The following is a 13,263-nucleotide window of genomic DNA, read 5'->3' as shown; positions in this document are numbered from 1 at the left end:
AGTCCTTCCGCCGGTTCGAGCGGGCCATTATGGCGCCTGGCGATGGGTAGGCAAGCCGGCGGCCTCCCGCGCCTGCCGAAGCCGGACGCACGGCCTCGCTCGAATTCAAGCGCAAGAACCGGAGTTCTTGCGCTTGAACGGCGAATTAGTCTGCGGGCATCATCCGCTCCCACAGGGGAAACGCCATGAGCCAGCAGCCCGATCCTTGCAACGCCTACCACACCGACGAACAGCGCTGGGCCGCCGTGCTGGCGCGCGACGCGGCGGCGGACGGGGCGTTCGTCTATGCGGTGAAGACCACCGGGGTCTATTGCCGCCCGAGTTCCTCGGCGCGTCGGCCCAGGCGCGAGAACGTCGAGTTCTTCGCCACTGCCGAGGCCGCCGAGGCCGCCGGCTATCGGCCCAGCCGGCGCGCCGCCGGCGACCGCAGCCTGGCGGCGGAGCAGCGCGCCGAGCGGGTGGCGCAGGCCTGCCGGATGATCGAGACGGCGGAGACGCCGCCGGCACTGGAGGCGCTGGCCGCCCGACTGGGCATGAGTCCGTTCCACTTCCATCGTCTGTTCAAGGCCGAAACCGGCCTGACGCCCAAGGCCTACGCCTCGGCCTATCGTGCCCGGCGCCTGCGCGAGCGCCTGGGCCAGGCGTCCGCCTCGGTGACCGAGGCGATCTACGACTCCGGTTTCAACTCCAACAGCCGCTTCTACGAGTCCTCGTCGCAACGCCTCGGCATGCGCCCGCGCGATTACCGCGATGGCGGCGCCGGCGCGGCGATCCGTTTCGCCATCGGCCAATGCTCGCTGGGCGCGATCCTGGTGGCGCAGAGCCAGCGCGGCATCTGCGCGATCCTCCTCGGCGAGGAGCCGGAGCCATTGCTGCGCGAGTTGCAGGACCAGTTCCCGCGCGCCCAGCTACTCGGCGGCGACGCCGACTTCGAACGGCTGGTGGCGCAGGTGGTGGGCTTCGTCGAGTCGCCTCAACTGGGACTGGACCTGCCGCTGGACGTACGCGGTACGGCGTTCCAGGAACGGGTCTGGCAGGCACTGCGGGAAATACCGCCGGGCAGCACGGCGAGCTACGCGCAGATCGCCGAACGGATCGGCGCGCCGCGAGCGGTGCGTGCGGTGGCCCAGGCCTGCGCGGCGAACCGGATCGCGGTGGCGATTCCCTGCCACCGGGTGGTACGTCGCGACGGCGACATTTCCGGCTACCGCTGGGGCGTGGAGCGCAAGCGCGAACTGCTGCGCAGGGAAGAGCGGGATTGAACCCAAGGCCAGGCGATACGCGGCCCGGAATGCAAAAAGCCCACTCGATGGTGGGCTCTATGCAATGGGGCGCTGGTCCTTCAGCTGGTTCCAGTATCCATGTCAGGGGTGAAAATTTCGTGAAATGAAACGACAACCCTGACCGTTCGTCCTTTCCTATCGTGGTTTCATTCGTTGCTGCACGCACGCGCCTGCTTCAGGTAGTGCAACACCTGGCGCTCGCCGTGGGAGTCCAGGTATACCAGGGTGGCGCGCACCACCTGGCAGGTATCGCTGGGCGCCTCGTCGACGCTCAGCACCCTGGCCACGTCCAGCGGCATGCCGTAGACGTAGTCGGCAGTCGCCGCGCCGGCGATGACCGGCGCCAGCAGCGTGACGCAGCAGAGGTAGAGCCTGGCTCGGTTCATGGACGGTTTCTCTCCATTCCCCCGCGAAGCGACGGCGCAAGGGCGCCGCCGACGCCATGGGTGGAACCCGCTTCGTCGTTCGCGACGGGTTCGCCACCTCCGTCCAGCAGTATAGGATGACGGTCTCAGTGCGGCTTGATCGCCACCTTCAGTACGTTGTCACGCTGGTTGGCGAACAGGTCGTAAGCGGCGACGATGTCGTCGAGGCGGTATTCGTGGCTGACCAAAGGCCCGAGGTTGACCCGGCCCGAAGCCACGATATTGAGCAGTCGGCGCATGCGCTCCTTGCCGCCGGGGCACAGCGCGGTATTGATCCGGTGGTCGCCGAGGCCGGCGGCGAAGGCCGACAACGGAATCGTCAGGTCTTCCGAATAGACCCCGAGGCTGGAAAGGGTGCCGCCGGGCTTGAGCACCCTCAGGGCGGTCTCGAAGGTCGATTGCGTACCGAGTGCCTCGATCGAAGCATCCACGCCGCGCCCGCCGGTGAGTTTGAGAATTTCCTCGATCACGTCGCACTCCCTGAAGTTCAGCGTGACGTCGGCGCCCATTCCACGGGCGATATCGAGGCGATGGGCGTTGCCGTCGATGGCGATGATCGTGCTGGCGCCCAGCAGCCGGGCGCCGGCGGTGGCGCACAGGCCTATGGGACCCTGGGCGAAGATCGCCACGCTATCGCCGATGCGGATGTTGGCGTTCTCCGCGCCCTTGAAGCCCGTGGACATGATGTCCGGACACATCAGCACCTGTTCGTCGCTGAGACCATCGGGTATGGGGGCAAGGTTGGCCTGAGCGTCGGGAACCAGCACATACTCGGCCTGGGTGCCGTCGATCAGGTTGCCGAAGCGCCAACCGGCGGTCGCCTTGTAGCCATGGCAGGCGCAACGGCCGGATTCCACCAGGTAGCTGCCGTCCTGCGACGGTACGCCGTCCTGGGCGGCATAGGAGTTGAAGTTGGGGCAGATGGCACCGGCGATCACGCGTTGGCCTTCGCGGTAGCCGACCACCGCGCTGCCGAGCTTTTCGATGATCCCGACCGGCTCGTGGCCCACCGTCAGGCCGGGCGCGACCGGATACTCGCCCTTGAGGATGTGCACGTCGGTGCCGCAGAGCGTGGTGGTGGTGATGCGCACCAATGCATCGTTCGGCCCCACGTCGGGAATCGGCTTGTCGACCAGCTCGATACGGCCGGGCTGGATGAATACGGCGGCTTTCATCATCTTGCTCATGGAGCATCCTCACGGGTGGAGGCCCTGGGGCGGCACGGGGCGGGAAAGAACGGACGGATGCCAGGACAGTGGCGGAATTGCCGTCCGATGTCCTTGATATGGGTCATGGCCGCGATGGACGCGGGTTCGCGAAGTACCGACCTGGCGTTTTTGCTGGGAAATGTCCTCGCCCGGTTCGCTGCGGAACTACCCAAGCCCCTTCGCTGTGGCTTGGGTCGACGCTGAACGCGGGAGGGCGGGGGCGTTGCACCCATGTCGGGAGTTCGCCGCGGCGGGCCGACGCTGCGCTCTTGGCAAAGGCAGCGTCGGGCCTTGGCCCAAAGGCTATCGCCTCAGGCCTTGCTCGCGGCCAGATAGGAGGCCAGGCGCCGGCCCATCTCCTCGCCGAGGGCCTGGAGGCCGCTCATGGGGCGGACCATCACTTCGAAGTCGACGATCCGGCCGTCGTCGTCGAAGCGGATCATGTCGATGCCTTTCAGTTCGCGTTCGCCGACCCGTGCGCTGAATTCCAGCACCACGCTGCGGCCGTCGGCGCTGGCCAACTGGCGGTGATAGGCGAAATCCTCGAAGACCGTGAGCACGGTATTCAGGATCATCGAGACCACCGGTGCGCCGGCATACGGCTTGTGCGCCATCGGCGAGCGGAACACGGCATCGGGGTGCAGCAGGCGCGGCAACCCGGAGAGGTCGCGGCGGGCGATCAGCCCGTGCCATTCGGCGAGGGTGGCGGCGGCGTTGGCTTCGAGCGGCAGGCTGGTCATACGGTGGCTCCTCTGGCGGGTGCTGGACTGTATCCCCGGGGCGGCCTGGGGCCGGTTGCGGGGCGGAGCCTCACCATAGGTTGCGGGAAAGGCCTCGCTCAATGATCGAAAGTGACGGAAGACTGATCCTCGCGCGCAACCTATGACTCAGCCCTGTTCGATCTGCACGATCTGCTCGCGCAGCCATTGCAGGCCGGGCGTCGCTTCCTGCTGGCGATGCCAGATCAGGTTGACCTGCACCGGGGCCATCTCGAAGGGGACGTCCGCCAGTTGCAAACCATGGCTGCCGGCGAAGCGCTCGGCCAGGCGGCGTGGCACGGTGCCGAGCAGCTCGGTGCTGGCGACGATGGCCGGGATGGTCAGGTAGTGAGGCACCAGCAATTGCACCTGGCGCTGTACCCTGGCCGAGCCGAGGACGATCTCCAGCGGACTGCCGCGCCCGACCCGCGGCAGGATCGAGACGTGCTGCGCGGCCTCGTAGGCCGCGCGGTCGAGGCCGCCGCGGAAGGCCGGATGGCCCTGCCGGCCGATCACCACCAGGCGTTCCTCGCCGACCGGCCGGTAGGCCAGCTCGGGCTCGTCGAAGTACAGGTAGTCGATCGCCAGGTCGAGTTCGCCGCTGGCCAGTTGCGCCGGGATCGAGGCGCCTTCGTCGGGACGTACCTCCAGCGTCACCCGCGGGGCCAGGGTCTTCAAGCGGGTCACCAGGCCCGGCAGCAGGCGCAACTGGGCATAGTCGTTCATCGTCAGGCGAAAGGTCCGCGCAGTGTGCGGATCGAAGGTTTCCTGGGAGCCAAGGCCGGCCTGCAGCAGATGCAGGGCCTGGCGCACCGGCACGTACAGGGCGAGGGCGGCGGCGGTGGGTTCCAGGCCCTTGGCGGTGCGCCGGAACAGCGGCTGGTCGAGCTGTTCGCGCAGGCGGGCGAGGGCGTTGCTCACCGCCGGCTGGCTGCGATGCAGGCGGATCGCCGCGCGCGACAGGTTGCGTTCGCGCATCAGGGCATCGAAGACCAGAAGCAGGTTGAGGTCGAGCTGCTGCAAGTTCAGCTTCATGAATAATCCTCATTCTATTTATCCATTACCCTGATAAGACTGGCATCGCTACACTCGAATGCAAGCCCTTCCGCCCCGGCGGATCGGCCCGGTTCGCGGCCCAGCCAATAACAATCACACGCGAGATGCCGACCATGTCCTTCGATCCCCAACCCTTTCGCCAGCAGTACCGCGCGGCCATCCGGCCCGGCTACAACCCCTGGCTGCACGCCGGCTTCGTTCTCGCCTACGGCGGCGCCTGGATCGTCTTCTTCCTCTCCCGACTCGAGCAGCCGAGCCTGCTGGAATGGCTGACGGTGCCGGCCGCGCTGGTGTTCTTCAACTGGGGCGAGTACCGCATCCACAAGTCCCTCGGCCACCACAAGCACCCGCTGGGGCGGATGTTCTACAAGCGCCATACCGGCGACCACCACAGCTTCTTCGTCGCCGGCCAGATGCGCTACGAACAGGCCCGCGACTGGCGGGTGATCCTGTTCCCGGCCTGGCTGGTGGTGGTCTTCAGCCTCGGCGCGCTGCTCGCCTGGAGCCTGCTCGGCCTGCTGAACGACAACCTCGCCGCGCTGTTCGCCGCGACCCTGCTGCTGGGCTACCTCAGCTACGAGATCTTCCACGCCTGCGAACACCTGCCGCCGGAGCATCCGCTCAGCCGTCTGCCGTGGATCCGCCACATGCGCCGCCTGCACGAACTGCATCACCGTCGCGAGCTGATGCAGACGCACAACTTCAACCTGGTCTTCCCGTTGATGGACTGGTGCTACGGTACCCTCCACTGGGAAGCGGAAACCGCCGAGGAGCACGCCATGACCCGCATGCAGCACCGAATCGAGATCGCCCGCGGGCCCGAGGCGACCCTCGCCTACGCCGCCAGCCCTGGGCTCTGGCCGGAATGGCATCCCTCGTCGTTGCGGGTCGACGGCGCCGCTGGCCCGCTGCCGGCCGGCGCGCGCTTCGAGGAGGACATTCACGCCGGCGGCCGCGCCGGGCACTTGTCCTGGACGGTGGTCGAGTACCAGCCGGGACACCTGTGGCGCGCCAACGCCCGTGGCGACCGGGGTCTGCACCTGCGCCTGAGCTACGAATGCCAGCCGAGCGCGGCCGGCACCCGCTTCGTGCGCACCCTGGAATACCGCTTCGACGGCTGGTCGATGCGCCTGGCCAACCTGTTCCTGCTGCGCCGTCGCATCGAACGCGAGTCGGAGGAGTCCATGCACCGCCTGCGTCGGGTCGCCGAGGCGCGGATAGCGGCGGCGGAAAGCGTATGATCGGGGTCCGCGGGGGCGGATCGCAGAAGGACACCGATGAACAAGTTTGCCGAAATGACCACCTTCGTCAGCGTGGTCGACGCCCATAGCTTCTCCGAGGCCGCCCGCCGCCTGGGCACCACCAAGTCGCAAGTCAGCCAGCGTATCCAGCAACTGGAGAGGCGCCTGGGCCGGGTGCTGCTGAACCGCACCCGGCCGCTGAGCCTCACCGACCCCGGTCGCACCTACTACGAACATGCCTGCCGCCTGCTACAGGAGCTGGAGCAGGCGGAAGCCTCGGTGCTCGACGCCGATGACGACCTGCGCGGCCAGTTGCGCCTCTCCGCGCCGCTGGCCTTCACTCCGCGCTACCTGGCGCCGCTGCTGGCGCGCTTCGCCGAGCGCCATCCGCAATTGCGGGTGGACGTGCAGGCCGACGATCGTTTCGTCAACCTCCAGGAACCGCGCTTCGACATGGCCCTGCGCATGGGCCGGCTGGACGACTCCTGCCTGGTGGCGCGGCCGATCACCGCCAACCGCCACCTGCTCTGCGCCAGTCCCGACTACCTGGCGCGGCATGGCGTGCCGCAGCATCCCGAGGAATTACAGGCGCACGACGGGCTGGTCTACTACAACCGCGAGCCCGGCGGCATGCTCTGTCTGCCGGTGGACGGTGAACCGGCCTCGTTCCGCATCCGGGTGAGGATGCGCACCGACTCCGGGCACCAGTTGCTCGAAGGTGCGCGCGCCGGGCTCGGCCTGGCGATCCTGCCGAGCTTCCTGGCCGCCGATGCCTTGCTGGCCGGCGAGCTGCTGCCGGTCCTGCCTGGCTACTCGCCGGACGGCGGGCAGGTTTCCGTGGTCTACCGCAAGACCCAACGGACGCCCCGGAAGATCCTCGTCCTCGGCCAGTTCCTCGAAGAGGAAATCGGCGATCCGGCACCCTGGGACCGCGCGCTCATCGAGCGTGGCCTGTTGCCGCCGGGCTGAGTTCGGAAAAACCGAACCAGCGGTTCGCCTTCCGCTGTCTGTCGCCGAGGGCGCGCCGGGCATAGCGTTGCTCCCGTCAATCGATCTGGATACGGGAGAACCCCATGCACCAACCCGAAAACCCGGCGCGCCGCACCTTGCTGGCGCAGACCGTCGCCGGCTCCGCCGCGCTCGCCCTGGGCTCGCTGCTCGGCGGCGCGCCCGGCGTGGCCAGCGCCACGGCGGAAACGCCCCGCAAGGCCTTCGATGGCGGCAGGATCGATGTGCTGATCGTCGGCGGCGGCTCCGCCGGCGCGGTCCTCGCCCGGCGCCTGAGCGAGCGCGGCGACCGCCGGGTACTGTTGCTGGAAGCCGGCCAGGCCTATCCGGCCTGGGACTACCCCAGGATCATCGCCAGCAGCGACAGCGTCGGCGGCGACCCCTCCAGCGACTGGGGCTACCAGTCCCAACCGGGGGCGATCGGGCACCCGATCCATGCGATCCGCGGCAAGGTCCTCGGCGGCAGCTCGGCGATCAACGGCGCGGTGGCGATCCGCGCGCGGCGCGACGACTTCGCCCGCTGGAACCTGCCGGGCTGGTCCTACGACGACCTGCTGCCGGCGTTCCGCCGCCTGGAGACCCGCCAGGGCGGCGACCCGGCCCTGCACGGCGGGGACGGACCGCTGCCGGTGCGGCAACTGAGCCGCGCCGATCTCTCGCCGATGCAGAGGGCCTTCGTCGACGCCACCCTGGCCAACGGTTTCAAGGCCATCGCCGATTTCGACGGCGCCGACGCCAACGGCGTCGGGCCGTACCCGATGAATGTCGTCAACGGTGTGCGCGTCAACACCGGCATGGCCTACCTCGACAACGCCGTGCGCGCTCGCGCCAACCTGTCGATCCGCGGCGACGCGCTGGTCGACCGGGTGCTCTTCGAAGGCAAGCGCGCGGTGGGCGTGCGCCTGGCCTCCGGCGAGGAAATCCACGCCGGCGAAGTGATCCTCAGCGCCGGCGCCTACGGCAGCCCGGCGATCCTGCTGCGCTCCGGTGTCGGCCCGGCCGACGAGCTGAAGGCGCTGTCGATCCCGTTGCTTGCCGACTTGCCGGTGGGCCGCCGGCTCAAGGACCATCCGTTCTACTACAACGCCTATGCCGCCCGGCCGGAGCGCATCGGCGCGCAGTCGCCGGTGATCGGCGCCAAGCTCTGGACCCATAGCTCGCGGGCGCAGAACGGCGAGCTGGACCTGCACATCACCGCCACCCACCTGTTCCCCGCCGAGATGAGCCCGACCGGGGTCGGCTTCGTCCTCGCCGTGGCCCTGACCCGGCCGCAATCGCTGGGCAGTGTGCGCCTGGCCAGCCGCGACCCGGCCGTCGCGCCGCTGATCGACCTGAACTTCCTCGCCGAGGCCGAAGACCGCGCGCGGTTGCTGGAAGGGGTCAAGCTGGCGCGCCGGATAGGCCGCAGCGAACCGCTCGCCGGGCTGATCCACGCCGAACTCGGGCCGGGGCCCGAGGCACGCAGCGATGCGCAGATCGAAGCGGCGATCCGCGCCACCCTCGATACCTACCACCACCCGACCTCCAGCGCGCCGATGGGCCGCGCCGGCGAGCGCTGGGCGGTGGTCGACCTGGAGGGCAGGGTGCATGGCCTGCAAGGATTGCGGGTGATCGACGCCTCGATCTTCCCCGATGCCATTTCGGTGGCCACCAACATCACCACCATCGCCGTTGCCGAGCACCTCGCGCAGCGCATCGCCTGACCGACCCAGGAGAACTTGCAGATGAACGGACACGCCAGACACTGGATCGACGGCGCATGGCTCGATTCCGCGCAGCGGGGACAATCCTTCGACCCCGCCAGCGGCCAGCCGATCGGCACCTACGCCGACGGCGGGCGGGCCGAGGCCGACGCGGCGATCGCCGCCGCTGTGCGCGCCTTCGAAGATGGTCCCTGGAAGGACGACCACGCGCTGCGCGCGACAGCCCTGGAGGAAATCGCCGCGGCCTTCGAGCGGCATGCCGATGCGCTCATCGACCTGCTTGCCCTGGAGAACGGCAAGATCAAGCCCGAGGCTGCCTTCGAGGTCGGCATGGTGCCGGGCAAGCTGCGCTACTACGCCGGCCTGGCGCGCAGCGAACGGGGCGCCAGCGGCACGCCGCGCCCCGACGTGGTGTCGCTGGTGCTGCGCGAGCCGATGGGCGTCGCCGGCATCATCGTGCCGTGGAATTCACCGGTGGTGCTGATGATCCGCTCCCTGGCGCCGGCGCTGGCCGCCGGTACCACCACGGTGGTGAAGATGCCGGGGCAGACCGCGCAGACCAACGCCATGGTCGCGCGGATCATCGCCGAAGCGCCGTCGCTGCCTGCCGGGGCGGTGAACATCTTCAGCGAATCGGGTTCCGAAGGCGCCCGGCGATTGATCGACGCGGCCGAGGTGCCGGTGATCAGCTTCACCGGCTCGAGCGCCACCGGCCGAGCGATTTCCGCCGCCGGCGCGCGGCACCTGAAGCGCTTCGGCCTGGAACTGGGCGGCAAGACACCGCACCTGGTGTTCGACGACGCCGACCTGGACGCCGCCTTGCCCGTGCTGGAGAAGTCGCTGACGGTGTTCGCCGGGCAGTTCTGCATGACCGGTTCGCGCCTGCTGGTGCAGCGCGGCGTTGCCGAACGGTTACGCGAACGCCTGGCGCAGCGCCTGGAAAACCTGCGCGTGGGGCCGGCGGCGGACCCGCGCAGCGACATGGGGCCGCTGATCGACAAGGCCAACGTCGAGCGCGTCGAGCGAGCCGTACGCCAGGCCATCGCCGCCGGCGCGCGGGTGGTGGTCCGCGGCGGCCCGGTAACCGAGGGCGAGCTGGCGGCCGGCGCCTTCTACCGTCCGACCCTGCTGGAGGTCGATGATCCGGACCTGGACATCGTGCAACAGGAAACCTTCGGACCGGTGCTGACCCTGCAGGTATTCGAGCACGAGGAGGAGGGCGTCGCCCTGGCCAACCGCAGCGAGTACGGGCTGGCGGCCGGGGTCTGGACCCGCGATGTCGCGCGTGCCTTCCGGGTGGCGCGGAAGATTCGCGCCGGCACCGTGTGGATCAACGACTGGGCCAAGGTCTACGACGAATTCGAGGAGGGCGGCTACCGCCAGTCCGGCCTCGGCCGGCTGAACGGGGTCGCCGCCCTGGACGACTTCGTCGAATACAAGCACATCAGCCTGACCACCGGCGCGGCCTGAGCCTGGGCGAGCGGTGCGGCCGACGGCGCCGCCCGCTACTCCCAGGAGCGGGAATACACGTGTTCGCGGAACAGCTCGGGCAATCCGGAAACCTGCTTGAAACGCAGCACCTCGTCATTGTCCATGCCCAGTTCGCGGGCCACGTCGGCCTCGCTCCAGCCGGCCTTGAGCAGGGTCACCACGATCGCCGTCATCGGCAATACGCCGTGCACGCCGCGTGCTCGGTTGTGGCGGATGGTGGCGGCGATGCGCTCGCTGTCGCCTTCACGCCCGGCGCGTATCGCGGCGATCGGCAGGTAGCCGTGCAGACGCTGGCGCAGCGCGCCCTTGGCGCTGCCCACGCGCAGGCGGTGAAAGCCGTCGACCACCTCGTAGCGCCCGTCGGCCTGCGGATAGGCGACGATGGGCTGGGTGAATCCGTCGGACTCGATGGACAGCCTCAGCAGTCGCATCTCCGGTGGCGCGACGGTATTGGGGTTGTAGTCGTTGCCGGCGACGCGCTCGGCACGCACCCACTGCACGCAATCGACCGGCTCTTCGGCGAACGGACTGTGCGCGTGGAGCAGCCGGCGGATCCGGTTGATGGCTTCAATCCGCTCGGCAAGCGGCAACCCGTGCAGTTCGCCGAACAGCGCCTCGGCTCGCTCCGTCAGTGTCTTTGTCTGTGCCATGGGCTTTCCTCATGAGCGTCACCCAGCTACCCCGGGTGGAATGCACGGCGAAGCCGTGCGGTTCGAGAAGGCGCGCGCAGGCCTGGGGCGCGCGGGTGGTACAGGCCAGCCCGAGTTGGTCGACATGCCCGAGGACCCGCTCGCGCAGGGTGCGGAACAGCCCGCGACCGCGCGCTTCCGCACGCAGGTAGGCATCGCGCAGGCGAACCACGTCGGGATGTTGCTCCAGGCTGACGAACCCCAGTATCCGCGTGTCCCCCTGGCGGCGGAGCACGAACCAGCGGTGGTAGGGACCGTCGCTCAGCGGGTAGCCGCCGCATTCGCGGCGCACCCGGGCGCTGGCGAAGAAGCGGCCCATGCTGGCGAAGAAGGCGGCCTCGTCGTCGAACGAGCGCCACTGCAGGATCTCGCAGTCTTGCGGGCGGATCACGAGCGCTTCTCCCGACCGGGGACCAGTCTGTCGATATCGGCCTGGGAGAAGCCGAATGACAGCGAGCGGGCCATGTCCTGCTTCAGCAGGGATAGCGCGATACGCCGCCAGGACGGCTGCTTGCGACGATTCTCCAGGGCCGGGATCCCCGCGTCCGGCCAGATGGCAAGGGGATAGTCGTGCTGCTTCCACCAGAGGATGAAACGCTCGATGCGCCGCTGGTAGATGCCGCGCAGAGGCGGCGGCATGCTGCGCAGGAGGAACTGGCTGTACTCGCGCCAGGTGCCGAAGGAGGGCGGCAGGCCAAGGCCGCCACGGTAGCCGAGGAAGCGCTGGCGACAATAGCGCGCCCCATAGTTGGCGCCGGCGACGCGCCGGACTACCTTGAACCAGGTGCGTGGCTCGATCCGGTGGAACAGGTCGAGGCCCTTGCGCTGGTCGTCGCCATAGGGCTGGCAGATGCGCATCTGCGAGAACGGCACGCCGGCGCGATACATCTGGTCGTAGAGGCGGTTATAGGCGTAGCCGTGGTCGGCGACGCAACGCCAGAGATCCTCGAAACGCCAATCGTAGATCGGGAAGAAGCTCACCGCCTGCGGGTTGGCCCGGTCGCGCGCGCTCCAGGCCAGCGGCGCGGAGCCGCCCGGCGGCGTCCAGGCGCATTGTTTCGCCCGGCTCCTGCGCTTGACCGCCAGGTAGCGATTGAGCGATTCGTCCGAACGGATGCCGACCAGGAACGCGGTAGGCTCTTCCCTGGCCAGCCAGGCGTTGAAGCCGGCGACGAACTCCTCGAACTCCATGCGGTAGCGGTAGAAGGGGAAGAACGCCGGGTCGCTGATCACCCCTCGCTGCTTCGGTAGCGGGCGCACCCAGTCGGCCTCGGCGCCGGGCTCCCAGCAGCACCAGTAGGGTTCCTCCAGGCTGGAGGCGTTGCGCAGGTTGAGTGGCAGACAGACCCACCAGGGGCGTACGTCGGGACGCCCGAGCATCTCGCTGACGTGATCGATGGTGGCCTGGTACTGCCCCTCCAGGTCGATGAACAGTACGTCCACCGGGCTGCGTCCCAACTCGCGTGCCACGTCCAGCGCCAATTGCAGGGTGACCGAGCTGTCCTTGCCACCGGAGAAGGCGACACAGACGCGCTCGAAGTTCCGGAATACCAGTCGGAGGCGGGATAGGGTTGCGGCATGCACATCGGCATCCTGGTAATGCTTGCCTGCCATGGGTGCGAACCTCTTCTTTTAATAACTATTGAGGGAGACCGTTGCGACGACGGTCCATGTGCAATGTTTGTTTCGGAGTTTCTCCAGGCTATTTTTTCGAGAGTCGCGGCAGCCGGCACGTTCGGCGACGTTGGACTCCGAATCAGTGGATAACGGAAATATGTCCAGGCACTTGGCAGAGCGACGACCAACAGGCCCGACAACTGTCGTGCAGGAACTTTTTCAATGCTAGGCGAAGCCGTGGTTCGAGTTGTTGACTTGTCGCAAGACGGATTCTCCGAACAGCATCGGCGCAGCGCCCACTTGCAACGAGAGTGCGCACGCCGCCGTTGGCACTCGTCTGCGCACCGGACTTCTGAGCGGCGGCGGAAAAAGCTTGCTGCGCAAGGAGAAGCGCCTGCGGGTGAACATGGAAATTGCCCGGGAAAAGTCGACGGTAATTATTCGTTGAATAACAGGGAAGTGCATACTTCCAACTTGGAAGTTAACTGCATGGCACCATCCATGCATTACACGGATGACGGTTTTTATTATAAGTCCAAACTGGCGAAGACAAGCAAGAGAGGCCGGGATGCCAGAGTTCCATAGTCGGAAATACAAGCGTTGCAATGTCGACGGATAGCGCGAAGAGGCGGCGGTACCCTGCGAAACGAGGCAATTCCCCGAATGGCGGGCACTCGAACGGATTTATAAGTCCGCCGTTCGGCGTTCACCTCGACGCCTGTGCACGGGATACTTATATCGGTGGTTCGCACCACTGATTATCGATTTGAACTCGTTCGAGTCT

At 67.8% G+C, this 13,263-nt stretch carries 12 protein-coding genes; 5 read left to right on the top strand and 7 right to left on the bottom strand.

Annotated features, from left to right (window positions below; genetic code table 11):
* Nucleotides 1-185: 185 nt before the first annotated feature.
* A complete protein-coding gene (gene ada, locus LJF27_RS23860) occupies nt 186-1,262 on the top strand; it encodes a bifunctional DNA-binding transcriptional regulator/O6-methylguanine-DNA methyltransferase Ada (RefSeq protein ID WP_003161846.1) in 1,077 nt (358 codons plus the stop codon).
* 167 nt (nt 1,263-1,429) lie between these two features.
* Here the strand turns inward: ada and LJF27_RS23855 are convergent, their stop codons facing one another.
* The 4 genes from LJF27_RS23855 to LJF27_RS23840 form a co-directional block, all read right to left on the bottom strand.
* On the bottom strand, nt 1,430-1,669 hold the full coding sequence (locus LJF27_RS23855) for a DUF2790 domain-containing protein (protein WP_003117330.1): 240 nt from the start codon (nt 1,667-1,669) through the stop codon (nt 1,430-1,432).
* Between the two features lie 125 nt (nt 1,670-1,794).
* Nucleotides 1,795-2,895, bottom strand: a complete 1,101-nt coding sequence (locus tag LJF27_RS23850; RefSeq protein ID WP_003113628.1) for an NAD(P)-dependent alcohol dehydrogenase — start codon at nt 2,893-2,895, stop codon at nt 1,795-1,797.
* 332 nt (nt 2,896-3,227) lie between these two features.
* Complete coding sequence (locus tag LJF27_RS23845; protein WP_003102139.1) at nt 3,228-3,656, bottom strand: nuclear transport factor 2 family protein; 429 nt, start codon at nt 3,654-3,656, stop codon at nt 3,228-3,230.
* Nucleotides 3,657-3,803: 147 nt separating this feature from the next.
* Nucleotides 3,804-4,709: a LysR family transcriptional regulator gene (locus tag LJF27_RS23840; protein WP_003142490.1), complete on the bottom strand. Its 906-nt coding sequence runs from the start codon at nt 4,707-4,709 to the stop codon at nt 3,804-3,806.
* A 125-nt stretch (nt 4,710-4,834) separates the two neighbouring features.
* Between LJF27_RS23840 and LJF27_RS23835 the strand changes: the two genes are divergently transcribed.
* The 4 genes from LJF27_RS23835 to LJF27_RS23820 all read left to right on the top strand — a co-directional run bounded on the left by LJF27_RS23835 (nt 4,835) and on the right by LJF27_RS23820 (nt 10,152).
* Nucleotides 4,835-5,971 (top strand): SRPBCC family protein, encoded by a 1,137-nt coding sequence (locus tag LJF27_RS23835; RefSeq protein ID WP_010895600.1) that lies wholly within the window; start codon nt 4,835-4,837, stop codon nt 5,969-5,971.
* Between the two features lie 36 nt (nt 5,972-6,007).
* Nucleotides 6,008-6,940, top strand: a complete 933-nt coding sequence (locus LJF27_RS23830) for a LysR family transcriptional regulator (protein ID WP_003102145.1) — start codon at nt 6,008-6,010, stop codon at nt 6,938-6,940.
* 104 nt (nt 6,941-7,044) lie between these two features.
* Nucleotides 7,045-8,682, top strand: coding sequence for a GMC family oxidoreductase (locus LJF27_RS23825; protein WP_023116573.1), 1,638 nt, complete (start codon nt 7,045-7,047; stop codon nt 8,680-8,682).
* 21 nt (nt 8,683-8,703) lie between these two features.
* Entirely contained in the window at nt 8,704-10,152 is a 1,449-nt protein-coding gene (locus tag LJF27_RS23820; protein ID WP_003160203.1) for an aldehyde dehydrogenase family protein, read from the top strand.
* Nucleotides 10,153-10,187: 35 nt separating this feature from the next.
* Here LJF27_RS23820 and LJF27_RS23815 read toward each other — a convergent pair whose 3' ends face one another.
* The 3 genes from LJF27_RS23815 to LJF27_RS23805 are packed head-to-tail and all read right to left on the bottom strand — an operon-like array spanning nt 10,188 to nt 12,476.
* Nucleotides 10,188-10,823, bottom strand: a complete 636-nt coding sequence (locus tag LJF27_RS23815) for an IbrB-like domain-containing protein (protein WP_003088853.1) — start codon at nt 10,821-10,823, stop codon at nt 10,188-10,190.
* Entirely contained in the window at nt 10,741-11,253 is a 513-nt protein-coding gene (locus tag LJF27_RS23810; RefSeq protein ID WP_003102153.1) for a GNAT family N-acetyltransferase, read from the bottom strand. Before LJF27_RS23810 ends, LJF27_RS23815 begins: the two co-directional genes overlap by 83 nt.
* Nucleotides 11,250-12,476, bottom strand: coding sequence for a phosphoadenosine phosphosulfate reductase (locus tag LJF27_RS23805; protein ID WP_003113632.1), 1,227 nt, complete (start codon nt 12,474-12,476; stop codon nt 11,250-11,252). The genes LJF27_RS23810 and LJF27_RS23805 overlap by 4 nt, the downstream gene beginning before the upstream one ends.
* Nucleotides 12,477-13,263: the final 787 nt, after the last annotated feature.

The sequence above is a fragment of the Pseudomonas sp. 203-8 genome (genome assembly GCF_020708595.1).
In the GTDB taxonomy this organism is placed as follows: Bacteria; Pseudomonadota; Gammaproteobacteria; order Pseudomonadales; family Pseudomonadaceae; genus Pseudomonas; species Pseudomonas aeruginosa.
The sequence above is the reverse complement of the archived record's forward strand: the minus strand, read 5'-3'. Positions and strand labels throughout refer to the sequence as shown.

Coding starts and splice junctions, on each gene's coding strand:
- ada (WP_003161846.1), top strand. CDS start 186: ATGAGCCAGCAGCCCGATCCTTGCAACGCCTACCACACCGACGAACAG.
- LJF27_RS23855 (WP_003117330.1), bottom strand. CDS start 1,669: ATGAACCGAGCCAGGCTCTACCTCTGCTGCGTCACGCTGCTGGCGCCG.
- LJF27_RS23850 (WP_003113628.1), bottom strand. CDS start 2,895: ATGAGCAAGATGATGAAAGCCGCCGTATTCATCCAGCCCGGCCGTATC.
- LJF27_RS23845 (WP_003102139.1), bottom strand. CDS start 3,656: ATGACCAGCCTGCCGCTCGAAGCCAACGCCGCCGCCACCCTCGCCGAA.
- LJF27_RS23840 (WP_003142490.1), bottom strand. CDS start 4,709: ATGAAGCTGAACTTGCAGCAGCTCGACCTCAACCTGCTTCTGGTCTTC.
- LJF27_RS23835 (WP_010895600.1), top strand. CDS start 4,835: ATGCCGACCATGTCCTTCGATCCCCAACCCTTTCGCCAGCAGTACCGC.
- LJF27_RS23830 (WP_003102145.1), top strand. CDS start 6,008: ATGAACAAGTTTGCCGAAATGACCACCTTCGTCAGCGTGGTCGACGCC.
- LJF27_RS23825 (WP_023116573.1), top strand. CDS start 7,045: ATGCACCAACCCGAAAACCCGGCGCGCCGCACCTTGCTGGCGCAGACC.
- LJF27_RS23820 (WP_003160203.1), top strand. CDS start 8,704: ATGAACGGACACGCCAGACACTGGATCGACGGCGCATGGCTCGATTCC.
- LJF27_RS23815 (WP_003088853.1), bottom strand. CDS start 10,823: ATGGCACAGACAAAGACACTGACGGAGCGAGCCGAGGCGCTGTTCGGC.
- LJF27_RS23805 (WP_003113632.1), bottom strand. CDS start 12,476: ATGGCAGGCAAGCATTACCAGGATGCCGATGTGCATGCCGCAACCCTA.